We start from the raw sequence: 14,984 nt of genomic DNA on the forward strand, positions 1-14,984 counted from the left end.
AAAACTGCCCTGTAAGGCAGTTTTTTTTCATTCCATACGGTCTATCATCATATCCGGAAGATGTTGCATATACTGAAATAACAAACTTTCATCCCCTGCCCTTCTCGTTTTTATAATTAAAGTCACCCGGTAAGTCGAAGAATCACCTAATTGTCCGGTTTCCGTCGAATAACTCGCGATAGTATGTCCTTTGCGTTCGATCTCATCCGTGACCAATTTAATATTTTCACGCGCGCTTGTCGTGAACACCAACAATACACTCCGTAACCCTATCCTCTTAAACAAATACCCCAACCCTTCAAGTCCCAGCAAAGTCAAAACCATAGCCCCGACACCCAGCCAATACATTCCGCCTCCCACGGCAAGTCCGATAGCTGCTGTTGCCCATACCCCTGCCGCGGTCGTCAGGCCGCGTACAAACTGTTTCTGAATAATAATAGTACCGGCCCCCAGAAAACCTATCCCGCTCACCACCTGTGCAGCTATACGACTGGGGTCCAAACCTATACCCTTATCTCCCAAAACATCTTCAAAACCATATTTTGAAACAATCATAAACAAAGCGCTACCGCAAGCGACCAAGAAATGTGTTCTAAAACCAGCCTCTTTGGCCCGGTATTCCCGATCCAAACCGATAATCGCACCTAAAACACCCGCGACAAATAATCTAAAAATAAAATCCCAAATCATATCCTCTCTTTTCTATTTATGAATACCAACAAATTTACGCAAAATAACGTATGATGTTTATCAGAAACAAAAGAATATGATCACAATTGCTATCTTACTATTCATCATAGGTTACACGTTTATTGCCCTCGAACATTCCCTTGGGGTTAATAAAACCGCTACGGCCTTAGTGTTAGGAATGCTACTCTGGACCCTTTGTATCTTTGCAGGCCCGGAAATCATTATCTCGGCCAACAACACTTCTTTCCATGAATACGTTACGGCAAATCCCTCTCTGCATTCTCTCTCTCTCCGGGAACAAGCCATTCAGTATCTTATTAACCTGCAAATAATAGACCATTTAGGGAATATTGCCGAAATTTTATTTTATTTACTCGGGGCCATGACAATCGTCGAGATCATCGATACGCATCATGGCTTCGACATCATTACCAAGCAGATAAAAACAAAAAGTAAAAGAAAGTTATTGTGGCTTATCGCCTTTCTTACTTTTTTCATGTCGGCCGTATTAGACAATTTGACGACAGCCATGGTGATGGTCATGTTGTTACGTCGCCTGATTACGGATCGAACGGAACGATGGATATTCGGAAGCATCGTCATCCTCGCCGCTAACGCAGGCGGAACCTGGACTCCCATAGGAGACGTCACCACTATTATGCTCTGGATACACGACAACATAACCGCCGCTCGCATTATGAAACAACTTCTACTTCCCAGCCTGATCTCTATCGTGATACCCCTGATCATCGTCTCTTTTCAAATCAAAGGAGATACGGCTACCGTTTCCAACGCATCATCAACTACCGGCAACAATTTACCCGTCTCCCATCGCGAGCAATTTATTATTCTTTTACTGGGAATCGTCGGTTTGCTGTTTGTCCCCGTTTTCAAATCCATAACCCATTTACCGCCTTTTGTCGGCATCCTATTAGCTTTAGGCATGTTATGGATATACCTTGAGATTCTTTACAACCGCAAAAAAACACCCGCTACGACTTTCCCTTACCGAGTCTCGGCCATACTCCCCAAAGTAGATTACTCGACCCTCCTCTTTTTCCTTGGCATCCTTTTGGCCGTTGCCGCAATAGAAACAGTAGGAATATTAAATCATATGGCCACCTTCCTGAACGAAAAACTGGACAATGTCTACCTTATCGACGGTATCATCGGATTACTGTCTTCCATCATCGATAATGTTCCTTTAGTGGCTGCCGCCATGGGCATGTATCCTCTCGTTACCCCGGAAACACAACCCCTCACGCCCTATTTAATGAATTTCGTCACGAACGGTACCTTTTGGGAACTCCTGGCCTATTGCGCGGGAGTCGGGGGCAGCATCCTCATCATCGGCTCCGCAGCCGGTGTTGTGGTCATGGGGTTAGAACGTATCAATTTCGTTTGGTATCTCAAACATATCACATGGATCGCCCTCCTCGGTTATCTCGGTGGTATCGCCGTTTATATCTTACAGAAAATATAAATGGAGTGTCGGAGGACACTCCATTTTATATTACTCCTGATAACGGACGATCGTTTGTTCCCGATCCGGTCCGACGGAAACGATCTTGATCGGCACTCCCGTCTCTTCTTCGAGAAAAGTCAAATAGTTATTAAACTCTTCAGGAAATTCATCTTCCGAACTCACCCGGGTCATATCGGTTTTCCAACCGGGAAGTTCCACATAAACCGGTTTGATGTTATCATTGATTTCGAAAGGGAAATCCTCTACCTCTTTTCCGTCAATTTCGTAAGCTACACAGGCTTTGATGGTATCGAAAGAATCCAACACGTCACTTTTCATCATAATGAGTTGCGTGACACCATTTATCATAATGGCATATTTTAACGCAACCAAATCAATCCAACCGCAACGACGACGTCTTCCAGTAACGGATCCGAACTCATGTCCCAGGTCGCACAACCGATCTCCCACCTCGTTTTTCAGCTCCGTGGGGAAAGGACCGCTTCCGACACGGGTACAATAGGCTTTAAAAATACCGTAAACCTCTCCTATACGGCTCGGGGCCACCCCCAGCCCGGTACAAGCTCCGGCACAAACGGTATTGGACGAGGTCACAAAAGGATAAGAACCGAAATCGATATCCAACATCGTTCCCTGTGCCCCTTCCGCCAAAATAGACTTTCCGGCTTTCAACGAATGATTGACCTCATGTTCGCTATCTACCAATTGAAATTGTTTCAAATATTCGATTCCCTCAAACCACTCTTTTTCAACGGCAGACAAATCGTATGAAAAATTCAAACTCTTCAATATCTGTTCATGACGAGCCTTTGCTTTCGCGTATTTAGTATCGAAGTCATGTAAAATATCCCCTACGCGAACGCCATTACGACTGATCTTATCCGTATAAGTCGGTCCGATTCCCTTCCCTGTCGTCCCCACTTTGGCATCTCCTTTAGCCACCTCATAGGCAGCATCCAAGAAACGATGTGTAGGAAGGATCAAATGGGCTTTCTTAGATATATGCAATCTCTTCTTCAAATCATGGCCGGACGCCTCGAGTGCCTCTGCTTCCGCTTTAAATAAAGCAGGGTCCAACACGACACCATTCCCGATAATATTTATTTTATCCCCCTGAAAAATTCCGGAAGGGATAGAACGAAGAATATATTTTTCACCGTTAAATTCCAGCGTATGTCCCGCGTTAGGACCTCCTTGGAAACGAGCAATCACATCGTAATGAGGCGTCAAAACATCAACGACCTTTCCTTTTCCCTCATCTCCCCACTGTAACCCCAGCAATACATCTACTTTCATTTGATACTATTTTAATTATAATCGCCGCGTAAGCACAACGATTTTGGATTATAAAACAATTACTAAAAAAACAAACGTACAAAGGTAATATTTATTTCGAAGCAGCCAACTTGCAGTCGTGACAGACACCATATATATAAAGCATATGATGATGAACCGAAAAATCATATTTATCCTCCACGTGCTCAACGATCTCCTCCAATCGAGGGTCTGCAAACTCTTCCACCTTTCCGCATACCTTACATACAATATGTTCGTGTTTCCTGTTGTTGTAAGCTTTTTCAAACTGGGCAATATTATTTCCGAACTGATGTTTTATCACCAGTTTGCACTCCAACAGCAAATCAATCGTATTATACAAAGTTGCCCGACTTACCCTGTAATTTTTATTCTTCATAAAAACATACAAAGATTCGATATCGAAATGTCCTGTATGAGAATAGATCTCATCTAAAATAGCATATCGTTCCGGTGTTTTACGATGTCCCTTTTGCTGCAAGTAAGTAGTAAAAATCTCTTTTACCGTCTCCTTTATTTTTTCCATTGAGTCCAAAGCACTTGATTTATGACTTTGCTAAATTACAACAAATCTCGAAAACATGCTCATCTAATTTAGAAGAATTTTAATTAAAGGTCTATATTCTCCACTCGAGATACGTTTTCCACTCCTTTCAACGAAGCTATTTTCATCATCAGATTGTTTAAATCCGCCGTATTATGTACGTATAAATGAATCATTCCTTCGAATATTCCGTCTTTCGTTTCAAAATGCACCGTGCGCATATTCACGTTATTCTCCTTAGAAATAATCATTGTAATATCACTCACGATCCCCATACTATCAATACCGTTCAATTTAATCACGGCTAAAAAAGACATAATCTTATGACTAACCCACTTGACAGGCACAATTCGATCCCCGTAACGGGACATTAAACGAATGGCTTCGGGACATTTACGTTTATGAACGGTAATCTTATCGTCGATCTTCATTCCGACGACATCATCGCCCGGAATAGGATTACAGCAAGGGGCAATAATAAAATCGGAGGCATCCTCCACGACATCATTAAAGACCTTTTCATCCTTTTTCTTTTTATCTCCCGCTCCCCCTTCTTTCGCCGCATCTGATCTGTCGTTTTTGAAAAACTGTAATTTCCAGTATTTTACAAATTTATTTTCCGATTTTCTTTTCAATGCCCTCTTCACCTCTTCCACATCCAGATGCCCTTTAGCCAAGCTAACAAACAAATCCTCTTTTGCATTCAATTTCAAATGATTGAGTGCTTTCCTCATCGTCTCTGGGGAATCGGGTAGACGCATATCCTCCAGCAATTTCTCAAAAATCATTCCGCCATTCCGGATCTGCTCTTTCTTTTCCTTCCTGCAAGCCGCACTTATATTCGTTTTCGCCTTGGCCGTAACCACGAAATCAAGCCAATCGCCCTGAGGCTTTTGCTTATCACTCGTCAATACCTCCACCTGATCTCCGCTTTGTAAAACATGACTCATGGGAACCAACTTATGATTGACCTTTGCCCCGATACAGGAATTTCCGATTTCGGTATGGATATCATAAGCAAAATCCAAAGCCGTTGCTCCTTTGGGGAGAGTTTTCATATCTCCCTTAGGAGTAAACACCCGGATCTCTTTCGCGTATAAATTCATTTTGAATTCATCCAGAAACTCTAAAGCGTCCGTCCCCGGTTGTTCCAGCATCTCTTTGATCCCAGCCAGCCATTTATCCAATTCGGAATTAGCATCCGTATCGCCCTTATATTTCCAATGGGCGGCTAATCCCCGTTCCGCGATTTCGTCCATACGTTCCGAACGAATCTGAACCTCAATCCACCGTCCCCCCGGTCCCATTACCGTCAGATGCAATGCCTCATATCCATTCGCTTTCGGAACACTGACCCAATCCCGTATACGCTCGGGTTTGGGACTGTACAAATCCGTAATCAGGGAGTATATGTTCCAGCACTGCCATTTTTCGGGTTGATTACTTTTGGGAACGAAAACAATACGTACCGCCAGCAAATCGTATATTTCCTCAAACGAGATATGGCGACGTTGCATCTTAGACCAAACAGAATAGACGCTCTTGGTACGTGCCGTAATCTCAAACCGGTAACCATTCTCCGCCAAACGCTCCCGTATAGGAATAATAAACTGCTGAAAAAGATTCGTATTTTCGGTTTTATAGGCTTGAATCCGTTTTTCTAAAGCTTTATACTCTTCCGGATTTTCATATTTCAAACTTAAATCCTCCAATTCGGTTTTTATCGCATGCAGTCCCATACGATGAGCCAAAGGAGCATAAATATACAACGTCTCTCCCGCTATTTTCACCTGCTTATGTTCGGGCATGGAGTCTAACGTGCGCATATTATGCAAACGATCGGCAATCTTAATCAGAATCACACGAACATCATCAGCCAAAGTAAGGATCATTTTTCGAAAACTTTCGGCCTGCTTCGTGGTATTCGATCCCATCACCTCACTGATTTTCGTCAATCCATCCACGAGAGAAGCGATTTTAGGCCCAAACAGATTGGATATATCTTCTACCGTGTAGTCCGTATCTTCCACGACATCATGCAGCAAAGCGGCGATCACCGACTTCGTTCCCAAACCGATCTCTTTCGTCGCAATTTTGGCCACAGCAATCGGATGAAGAATATAAGGTTCTCCGGATTTTCTCCGAACCCCCTGATGCGCCTCGTTGGCAAACTCAAACGCCACCCGAATTAACTTCTTATTCTCTTCAGTGGTCCCCTTCCGCATGGAATTCAATAAATCCTCGAAAGCTGCCTCTATTATTTCCTGCTCTGTCATATCCATCATGATTTAGGTCACGGTTATATCTCTATATGCCGGGAAGTTACGTCCGATTGCAGGAATAAAGCCGCCATCCGGTCAAACATACCCCCTTTTTCAGTAGTATAATATATGATTTTCCCCTCTTTGGAAAGCCGCCCGTCAATTTCAGGATGACGTTCCAAATAATCTTTTAAACTTCGGGCCACCAAGCCCCCCTGCTCAACGACAGTCACGCCCTCGGGTATAATCTCATCTATTTTCTCTCTTAACAGCGGATAATGGGTACAGGCCAATATAATCGTATCTATCATCGGGTCTTTTTCCATTAGCTCCTGAACATATTTTCTTACAAAATAATCCGTCCCCGGCGAATCTATTTCGTCATTCTCCACCAGAGGAACCCACATGGGACATGCCTGTTGCGTAACCCGGAGTCCCTTTTCCGAATGTATCTTGGCAATTTCCATAAGATAGGAACCGGAAGCCACGGTACCCTTGGTCCCCAATACCCCGATATGCCCGTTCGTCGTAAAACGGGGAACAGCCTCCACGCTGGGACGGATAACCCCCAGCACCCTTCTTTCCGGGTCAATCAAAGGTAAATCCACCTGCTGAATCGTACGAAGAGCCTTGGCCGATGCGGTATTACAGGCAAGAATGACCAACCGGCAATTCATTTCGAATAATTTAAAAACCGCCTGGCGGGTATATTCATAAACGACATCAAAGGATCGGGTTCCGTACGGTGTCCGAGCATTATCGCCCAAATAAATATAATCGTATCCAGGCATCTCTTTCACAATATCTTTCAATATCGTAAGCCCTCCATAACCAGAATCAAAAACCCCTATTGGACAACTCATACTTCTTTTCTATATATAGGTGCTAATATAACCTTTTTCGAGATATTAAACAAAAAAAAAGCCGCCATCGGCGGCTTTTTATATCGGATCGACTTTATAGAATCCCGAGTTTCTTCTTAATCAAAGGCAATACATCATCGCTATTATCAGCTGCAAACAGCAATGCACCGGCTGCAAAGATATAGGTATACCCATTCTCTTTTCCCACTTCGGTAATCGCTTTTTTAATCTTTTCAAGAAGCGGAGCCATCAACTCGTTTCTCTCTCTATCCAATCTTTCACCTGCATTCGTATCAAAATCCTGTATTCTTTGATTCATTTGTTGCAATTCCTGCTCTTTCGTTTCTCTGATAATATCAGTCCACGTTTTCGCATTTTGCTGATACTCTTGATACTTTTTGGCAAACTCCGCACGCATATCCTCAGACTCTTTCCTTGCAGCCTCAAATTTCTGTTGTATTTTCGTCTGTACATCCTTAAATTCCGGCATTATACTTAACAGCTTATCCGTATCTAAATGCCCTAACTTTATAGGACTCGTCTGAGCTGAAGCTGTAAGTGCAGCAAAAATAAATGCTACAAAAACAAAAAATTTCATTGTATTCCTCATAATGTTTGTCTATTTGATGATTTACAAAAGTAATAAATTAATTGCTTTTTCACTCTTTTATCTTATTAATCTAACCTAACAAATTACAAAAAAAAAGATTATGTCAACTAAAATTCCTGACCGAGTACAAAGTGTATTTGCGATCCGGCGGCTCCCGGACGACCGGGCACTTCATCAAATCCATACCCCCAGTCTATACCCAACAAACCGAACATAGGCAAAAATACGCGTAGACCGACCCCGGCAGAACGATACAGGTTAAAAGGCTCAAAATCCTTTAATTTATACCATGAGTTTCCCGCCTCCAAAAATCCCAACGCGTAAATAGTCGCCGATTGTGCCAACGAAATAGGATAACGGATCTCCATGGTAATCTTGGAATAAAGACTCGCATCCGCGGCATTCGGTGCAATAAAGCTCGACCCCGCATTCGTCAACGATCCGTTCTCGTATCCTCTCAACCCGATATATTCACGGCCGTACAAGCTATATCCCGACATTCCGTCTCCACCCATTTCGAATCCTTCGAACGGGGATTTTTTATCACTATCGTAATGTCCCAGGTAACCGTATTGAACGGACGCATAAAGGACCAAAGGACGAGGTTTGTTCACATCCGTCAAAGGGACATAAACTTTCCCGCTAAACTTCCATTTATGATATTCGATCCATTTATACCTTATCCGGTCCTTCTCCGTCGCGTAATCACGATTATCAAACCAAGAGTAAGGAGGAGTAAAAGCCAAGGACAAGGTAAATTCACTTCCCTGTTTCGTATACAAAGGGTTATCTATCGAACTCCGCTTCAACACGGTTGCAAAAGATAGATTATTGGAATTTCCGTCACTAAAAATATAATAGGGCCAATTCTTCAACTCGTAACGTTGATAAGAGATCTCGTTATACATTGTAAACCAATCGTCCGGCCAGGTAATTCTCCGTCCCAGCCCGACACTAATACCGTAAGTCAACATCAACTCGCTCGAATTATAAAAATCCTTGGATTTATTGGAGTTCACGTAATAAGAATTATAATAATTACGGGAATAACCTGTCTGGCGGGAAAAATAGGCCGAAACACTCAGCGAGTTCGGACGCTTCCCTCCTAACCACGGTTCCCGGAACGAGATACTGAACGAGGTATAATACTTACCGTTCGTTTGAGCTTTCAAACTGAATGTTTGTCCATCTCCTTGCGGTAAAGGACGATAGGAATCCCAATTAAAAATATTCCGGATAGAGAAGTTGTTGAATGTCAATCCTAACGAACCGATGATCATTCCGGCCCCCCAACCTCCGGATAACTCGATCTTATCATTGGGTTTTTCTGATACATTGTAAATAATATCCGTTGTTCCGGCTTCCGGATGCGGTTCGAATTTAGGATCGATCTTTTCCGGATCGAAGTGTCCCATGTTAGCCAACTCCCGAATACTCCGAATAACATCTTGCCGACTGTACAGCTCACCCGGATACGTGTATAATTCCCGACGAATCACATGTTCATGCGTACGGGTATTACCCCTTATCATTAACTTGTTAATAGTGGCCTGAGGTCCTTCAATCACACGAATTTCCAAGTTGATCGAATCATTGCCGACAATCGTTTCAATAGGATCCAGTCTCGAAAAAAGATAACCGTTATTCTGGTATATATTACTTACTGCATCCTCATCCATATACAACCGTTCTTGGAGGTACTTGCTATTGTAGACATCTCCCTTCTTGATATTCAAGAGTGAAGATAAACGCCACGATTCGTATTTGGTATTACCCACCCAAGTAATATCGTTAAAATAATATTTATTCCCTTCTTCCAGATTAATATAAATCTTCACCCTGTTCGGCGAAACCGGAACGATCGAGTCCGACAGGATAACGGCATCTCGATACCCTTTTTCATTGTATCTGCTCAGAAGATTAAATTTGTCTTCGTCATAATTTTTCTCTATAAAGTTAGCGGATTTAAAGAAATTAACAAAAGATTTTTCTTTTGTTTTTTTCATCGCCGCTTTTAATTTCCGGGCTTTAATCTCTTTATTCCCCGTAATAATAATATCGGAAATTTTAATTTTGCTATTCTTCTCGACAATAACATCCAATATCACACTCCCCTCCACGGCAGGATCATCTCTTTGAATAATCTTGATAGAGGAATTGTAATACCCTTTCTCTTTTAAATATTTCTCAATACCTCTTTTTATATTGACTTTCGTGTTCTCTGTTACCTGGATACCCGGCATAAGAGCTAATTTTTCCCGTACTTTTGTCTCTTCCGATTTTTTCAAACCGACATACAGTACTTTCGAAAGCCTATAACTTCCTTGAATATACAAATTCAGATATACTTTATCTCCTTCGATCCGGTCCACGGAGATAGAGATATCAGAAAAAATCCCCTGATCATATAATCTCCGTATAGCTTTTGTTATCGCATCTCCGGGTATGGTAATCCTTTGTCCGACAGTCAATCCGGACATCTGCAATAAAATATCCTTATCATAACCTCCGCCCGTACCGGTTATCTCCACCCCGGCCAACTCGTACGATTTAGGATCAGAATAATAAATCTCGATTTCTTTTTTTGTCGAATCCGCAACTTGGGCCTCAACCCAATTAAAACAAAATATAAATATCAGTACAAACGCTGTTTTTCCTATCATCTGACTCACTTTTTTAGTTGTTCTCCGGTTTTTCCGAAGCGTCTCTCTCGTTTTTGAAAATTACGAATGGCCAAATATAAATCTTCTTTTTCAAAATCAGGCCAAAATTTGTCAATAAAATATAGTTCCGTGTACGCCAATTGCCACAAAAGGAAATTACTTAACCGACATTCACCGCTTGTCCGAATTAACAAATCCGGATCCGGAATCCCGGCCGTTGTCAAATATGACGCGAAGTTCTCATCGTCAATACTCTCTAAATCAGATATTTTTCCGTTCTTATAATCCTTAGCCAAATGTTTCGCCGCCTCCAAAAGCTCCCATCGGGCTCCGTAACTCAATGCCAGTACCAGCGTCACCCCTGTATTTTCCGACGTCAGAGCGATCAAATTTTTCAATTTCCGATATACCGCTTCAGGCAAATCCGACAGGTTACCGATAGCCATTACCCGTACTTGTTGCTTCATCAGGTTGTCCGTCTCGGCAAGAATGGCATCAACCATCAATCCCATCAACATACTTATCTCTTCCTTAGGCCGATTCCAATTTTCTATCGAAAAGGTATAAAGAGTCAAGTATTTCAGTCCGATTTCCCCACTTGCCTCCACAACTCTTTTTACCGTATCCACCCCCTCTTTATGTCCTTGCCATCGTTCCAACCCCCGACTCTTGGCCCATCTTCCGTTACCGTCCATGATAATGGCCACATGATCCGGCACGTTCCTTTTGTGTTTGATTTCTTCTATCATAATTTTTCACCAGATGAGATTGCAAATTTACAAGAGTTCTCCATATCCTCTCACACTTTTTACTATTTTTCACTTTTCGTTTCGCAAATCCTCACCCCACCGCAATTTATTCCTCAGTGTTTCATAATAACTGTGATCCGGCATTTTAACCACATTCAATTTAAAATTCCCTGAAGATATGTACAATTCACGAATATTCGATATCTTATGCATCCTGGAATCCAAACTCAGCATGAAGTCTGCAGACCTGCTTTCCACTTGTAGCTTGACCCTCACGTTTCCCGGTAAAATCAAGGGACGGATGCTCAGATTATGAGGACTTACCGGAGTCAGAATTAAATTGTCGCAGGCAGGAGACACGATGGGCCCCCCGCCACTCAAAGAGTAAGCGGTAGAACCGGTCGGAGTCGCTACAATCAGACCATCGGCCCAATAAGTGGTCAAATATTCACCTTCTATATAAGCGTGTACTTTCAAAAGAGAAGATCGCTCCGTTTTCAACACGCTAACCTCGTTCAATGCATAATTGAAATCTGAAAACGGATTTTCTTCTATATCCAGGTGGATCAGATCCCGCCGTTCGATTTCAAAATCTCCAGCGCAAAGCATTGCCACGGCCCGAGAAATTTCCTCCTGAGCGATATTGGCCAAAAAACCTAATCGTCCGCTGTTAATGCCTAAAATAGGTATACCGCTATCCCTTACATAGATAACGGAGTTCAGGAATGTTCCGTCTCCTCCCACGCTAAATAACACATCGACCTCCCCTTTAGACAAAACCCAGTCGAAAGTGGAGTCGAAATACTTCGCCATATCCCCGTTCCGCCGCTCCAAAAAAGAATAAAAAGGACGGTAACAACTCAACATGGCTCCTCTCCTTCTTAAATCTTCCAACATGCTCTCCAAAAAAGGGAAAAAATGAGTTTCCACCACCCTCCCGAATATTGCTATTTTCATATCACCTACAAAATTTAATCAGATGCTTCTTCACATCTCCATATATCTCATCAATTGACCATAACGCTCCCTCAACTCTTCGCCGTACTCCTCGCCGTTCACAAAGGTAATTTTTATCGAATACTGGTATCGGTTGAAAGTCTCCAGTATAGGTTCCAAATTAGAAGTATTCACTTTTAAGACGACATACACTTTGTTAGTATCCCCACCTCCCGTTACACAGCAACTGACGACTTTCGCTTCATTATACTCGACAATTTGAGCGATCTCCGCTAAAGAATAGTCAATATTATTTACCTCCAAAACAATAATCCCACCGGGTAAATTAGCACCTAACAAACGATCAACCTGATACAAAATATCAGCAGGCAGGATAACTCCTCTGTATTTTCCACTCCGGCTCAACACGGGGATAACGGACAACATTCCGGCTGAAGCCACACCGACAATATCATAAATATAAGTATCCTCATATACAAACGTCGACTCCCTACGAATCTCCAAAGATGCGATAGGGTCTTCCAAATTTCCATGAGCATATATTGTCTCATCCTCTAATAACCCCAAATATTCATCTCCCTCAACAACAGGCAAATGAGAAACTCTAAAAATTTCCATCCACCCCAATGCTTGAGAACAACGATCTTCCCGGTTCAATACGGGAATAACCTGTGATAATATTTTTAATGCAATCATTGTTAACTCCTTGAATATATGACGTTACCCCAAAAGAGCATTCGTTCCTCCCTTCTTGAACTTTAAATTCTATCTCTTTTTTATGCCCTAAAGATACGCTTTTTTCTCTACTTCCTGTTCACCCGAAAATAATTTTCGGGTTTCAATTTTCAATTTTCAATTATTCTTTATATTTGCCTTTGAATTTTTAAAACAATAAACATTATGTTACCGAAGTTTCTCATCGCAGACAATTCACAGGAAGCATCTGATCTATTGTATGTTGTACATACAGAAAAACCTCGTTGTATCATACAATGCGATATGGACGGCTTCTATAGTAATCAACGTATTTACTGGATTGACGAAGAGCCTCTTTGCATCGATGATGTAGAAAGTCTATTGGAAGAAGCAGAAGATTTCTTTGAAAAAGAGCTGGACAACCAAGAAGACCTATACGATGAAGATGAAAATTAAATAAAAGCGCGGCCCCGCCGTGCTTTTTGTTTAATTTAACAATTAATCGCATACTATTTCACAATTCATTCGTACATTACGGAACTATTACTAACCTTTCAAATTTGAAATTTATGTATACAAAGAACGATATTAAACAATTTAGACACCGGGGCATCAAACTCGTACAAATTGATAAACAAATCGAAAATTTCAAGAAAGGTTTCGGATTTGTCAAACTTCAAGATGCGGCCACTCTTCGGAACGGGATAAAAAGTTTAACAGAAGAAGAGGAAAACAATTATATTTCAATTTTCGAAAATAAAAAAGACGCTCTCGATATGGTTAAAATGGTTCCGGCTTCGGGTTCCGCTTCGCGAATGTTCAAAACCTTAAACACATTCTATAATACCTACACGGGAAGCGACGAAGATTACCTGAATTTCCGACAAAACAAAGAGCCGGGAACCATATTCTCCTTCTTCGAGAAACTAAAAGAATTCCCCTTCTATCCTCATCTGAAGGAAGCCCTTTATAAAGACATGTTAGATGTCGATAAGCTTTTGTGGAAAAATCAATTCTCTGAAATCTTAGAGTATCTGTTGACAGAAAAAGGGTTGAATTACAATTCGACTCCCAAGGGCCTTATTGATTTTCATATTTATCAGGATCATATCCGAACCGCATTGGAAGAGCATCTCGTGGAAGCCGCATTGTATTGTAACAACGGGAAAACAGCCAATCTGCACTTTACAGTTTCCGAAGAGCACCTCGGTAAATTCAAACTACTGTTAAAAAACATTCTAAAGGATTACCAAAAAGAGTACAACATAAAATACAAGATCTCTTTTTCCCTTCAAAAGCCCTCAACGGATACGATTAGTTTGGATGCAGATGGAAATATTTTACGCGATGCCCAGGGAAACATCGTTTTCCGGCCGGGAGGACACGGAGCCTTAATCCATAACCTGAACGATTTGAAAGAAGAGTTGATCTTTATCAAAAATATCGACAACGTAGCTCCGGACAGGAACAAAGCCGACACGATCAAATACAAAAAGATCTTAGCCGGACTATTGCTCGATGTCCAGGAAAAAGTATTCGGTTACCTGAAGATTCTGACTAAAAACAGGAATAATTTAACGGAAGAAAAATTGAACGAGATCGAAAACTTCATAAGTGAGAATTTAGGATACAAACTAAAGGAAGGATTTACATTCTCCTCTGCCAAAGAGCGAATCAAATACCTGAAACATTTACTGGATCGCCCCATTCGCGTATGTGGTATGGTTAAAAATGAAGGAGAACCCGGAGGAGGACCTTTCTGGGTCGGCGGCGATACGGGAAGCCGCCTAATGATCTTGGAAAGTGCCCAAATCGATCTAAAGGATAAGGAACAGAAAAAAATATTTTCCAAAGCGACTCATTTCAATCCGGTAGATATCGTATGCAGTACTTATAATTATCGCGGAAAAAAATTCGATTTAAATGAGTTCATCGATGCGACACAAGGATTCATCTCCAAAAAATCTTATGAAGGCCAGGAAATCGAAGTTCAGGAATTACCCGGACTTTGGAATGGAGCCATGGCAAACTGGAACACGCTCTTCGTCGAAGTTCCCTTGTCAACTTTTACCCCGGTAAAAACCGTATTTGACTTGCTGCGCTTTGAACATCGCAACGTGTTCAGCGTATAAGCGAAAAAACATTTTTAAT

13 protein-coding genes are annotated in these 14,984 nt (G+C 41.8%); 3 read left to right on the forward strand and 10 right to left on the reverse strand.

Annotation, left to right across the window (positions count from 1 at the left end):
- Positions 1-27 precede the first annotated feature (27 nt).
- On the reverse strand, positions 28-690 hold the full coding sequence (locus tag BN3283_RS08230) for an MgtC/SapB family protein (RefSeq protein ID WP_041504344.1): 663 nt from the start codon (positions 688-690) through the stop codon (positions 28-30).
- 76 nt (positions 691-766) lie between these two features.
- Between BN3283_RS08230 and nhaD the strand changes: the two genes are divergently transcribed.
- A complete protein-coding gene (gene nhaD, locus BN3283_RS08235) occupies positions 767-2,173 on the forward strand; it encodes a sodium:proton antiporter NhaD (RefSeq protein ID WP_059026350.1) in 1,407 nt (468 codons plus the stop codon).
- 30 nt (positions 2,174-2,203) lie between these two features.
- Here nhaD and BN3283_RS08240 read toward each other — a convergent pair whose 3' ends face one another.
- The 9 genes from BN3283_RS08240 to BN3283_RS08280 form a co-directional block, all read right to left on the reverse strand.
- Positions 2,204-3,472, reverse strand: coding sequence for an adenylosuccinate synthase (locus BN3283_RS08240; protein WP_059026351.1), 1,269 nt, complete (start codon positions 3,470-3,472; stop codon positions 2,204-2,206).
- A gap of 91 nt (positions 3,473-3,563) precedes the next feature.
- A complete protein-coding gene (locus tag BN3283_RS08245; protein ID WP_041504341.1) occupies positions 3,564-4,016 on the reverse strand; it encodes a Fur family transcriptional regulator in 453 nt (150 codons plus the stop codon).
- A gap of 83 nt (positions 4,017-4,099) precedes the next feature.
- Positions 4,100-6,310, reverse strand: a complete 2,211-nt coding sequence (locus BN3283_RS08250; RefSeq protein WP_059027216.1) for a RelA/SpoT family protein — start codon at positions 6,308-6,310, stop codon at positions 4,100-4,102.
- Positions 6,311-6,333: 23 nt separating this feature from the next.
- Positions 6,334-7,158: a glutamate racemase gene (murI, locus tag BN3283_RS08255; protein WP_041504340.1), complete on the reverse strand. Its 825-nt coding sequence runs from the start codon at positions 7,156-7,158 to the stop codon at positions 6,334-6,336.
- 94 nt (positions 7,159-7,252) lie between these two features.
- On the reverse strand, positions 7,253-7,768 hold the full coding sequence (locus tag BN3283_RS08260) for an OmpH/Skp family outer membrane protein (protein WP_041504339.1): 516 nt from the start codon (positions 7,766-7,768) through the stop codon (positions 7,253-7,255).
- A gap of 107 nt (positions 7,769-7,875) precedes the next feature.
- The gene (locus BN3283_RS08265) at positions 7,876-10,431 is read right to left on the reverse strand and encodes a BamA/OMP85 family outer membrane protein (protein WP_059026352.1); all 2,556 of its coding nucleotides are present in this window, start codon (positions 10,429-10,431) and stop codon (positions 7,876-7,878) included.
- Positions 10,432-10,436: 5 nt separating this feature from the next.
- Positions 10,437-11,180: an undecaprenyl pyrophosphate synthase gene (uppS, locus tag BN3283_RS08270; protein ID WP_059026353.1), complete on the reverse strand. Its 744-nt coding sequence runs from the start codon at positions 11,178-11,180 to the stop codon at positions 10,437-10,439.
- Between the two features lie 69 nt (positions 11,181-11,249).
- Positions 11,250-12,137 carry an NAD kinase gene (locus tag BN3283_RS08275; RefSeq protein WP_059026354.1) on the reverse strand — a complete coding sequence of 296 codons (888 nt, stop codon included), beginning with the start codon at positions 12,135-12,137 and terminating at the stop codon, positions 11,250-11,252.
- 30 nt (positions 12,138-12,167) lie between these two features.
- Entirely contained in the window at positions 12,168-12,833 is a 666-nt protein-coding gene (locus tag BN3283_RS08280; protein ID WP_059026355.1) for a CBS domain-containing protein, read from the reverse strand.
- 204 nt (positions 12,834-13,037) lie between these two features.
- Here BN3283_RS08280 and BN3283_RS08285 point away from each other — a divergent pair, with 204 nt between their 5' ends.
- A complete protein-coding gene (locus BN3283_RS08285; RefSeq protein ID WP_041504334.1) occupies positions 13,038-13,289 on the forward strand; it encodes a DUF8828 family protein in 252 nt (83 codons plus the stop codon).
- 113 nt (positions 13,290-13,402) lie between these two features.
- Positions 13,403-14,965, forward strand: coding sequence for a DUF4301 family protein (locus tag BN3283_RS08290; protein WP_059026356.1), 1,563 nt, complete (start codon positions 13,403-13,405; stop codon positions 14,963-14,965).
- Positions 14,966-14,984 lie beyond the last annotated feature (19 nt).

Source organism: Gabonibacter massiliensis (assembly GCA_001487125.1).
Taxonomy (GTDB): domain Bacteria; phylum Bacteroidota; class Bacteroidia; order Bacteroidales; family Marinifilaceae; genus Gabonibacter; species Gabonibacter massiliensis.

What these genes read in the sequence shown, in the direction of transcription:
- BN3283_RS08230 (WP_041504344.1), bottom strand. Translation starts at nt 690, where the DNA reads ATGATTTGGGATTTTATTTTTAGATTATTTGTCGCGGGTGTTTTAGGT.
- nhaD (WP_059026350.1), top strand. Translation starts at nt 767, where the DNA reads ATGATCACAATTGCTATCTTACTATTCATCATAGGTTACACGTTTATT.
- BN3283_RS08240 (WP_059026351.1), bottom strand. Translation starts at nt 3,472, where the DNA reads ATGAAAGTAGATGTATTGCTGGGGTTACAGTGGGGAGATGAGGGAAAA.
- BN3283_RS08245 (WP_041504341.1), bottom strand. Translation starts at nt 4,016, where the DNA reads ATGGAAAAAATAAAGGAGACGGTAAAAGAGATTTTTACTACTTACTTG.
- BN3283_RS08250 (WP_059027216.1), bottom strand. Translation starts at nt 6,310, where the DNA reads ATGACAGAGCAGGAAATAATAGAGGCAGCTTTCGAGGATTTATTGAAT.
- murI (WP_041504340.1), bottom strand. Translation starts at nt 7,158, where the DNA reads ATGAGTTGTCCAATAGGGGTTTTTGATTCTGGTTATGGAGGGCTTACG.
- BN3283_RS08260 (WP_041504339.1), bottom strand. Translation starts at nt 7,768, where the DNA reads ATGAGGAATACAATGAAATTTTTTGTTTTTGTAGCATTTATTTTTGCT.
- BN3283_RS08265 (WP_059026352.1), bottom strand. Translation starts at nt 10,431, where the DNA reads ATGATAGGAAAAACAGCGTTTGTACTGATATTTATATTTTGTTTTAAT.
- uppS (WP_059026353.1), bottom strand. Translation starts at nt 11,180, where the DNA reads ATGATAGAAGAAATCAAACACAAAAGGAACGTGCCGGATCATGTGGCC.
- BN3283_RS08275 (WP_059026354.1), bottom strand. Translation starts at nt 12,137, where the DNA reads ATGAAAATAGCAATATTCGGGAGGGTGGTGGAAACTCATTTTTTCCCT.
- BN3283_RS08280 (WP_059026355.1), bottom strand. Translation starts at nt 12,833, where the DNA reads ATGATTGCATTAAAAATATTATCACAGGTTATTCCCGTATTGAACCGG.
- BN3283_RS08285 (WP_041504334.1), top strand. Translation starts at nt 13,038, where the DNA reads ATGTTACCGAAGTTTCTCATCGCAGACAATTCACAGGAAGCATCTGAT.
- BN3283_RS08290 (WP_059026356.1), top strand. Translation starts at nt 13,403, where the DNA reads ATGTATACAAAGAACGATATTAAACAATTTAGACACCGGGGCATCAAA.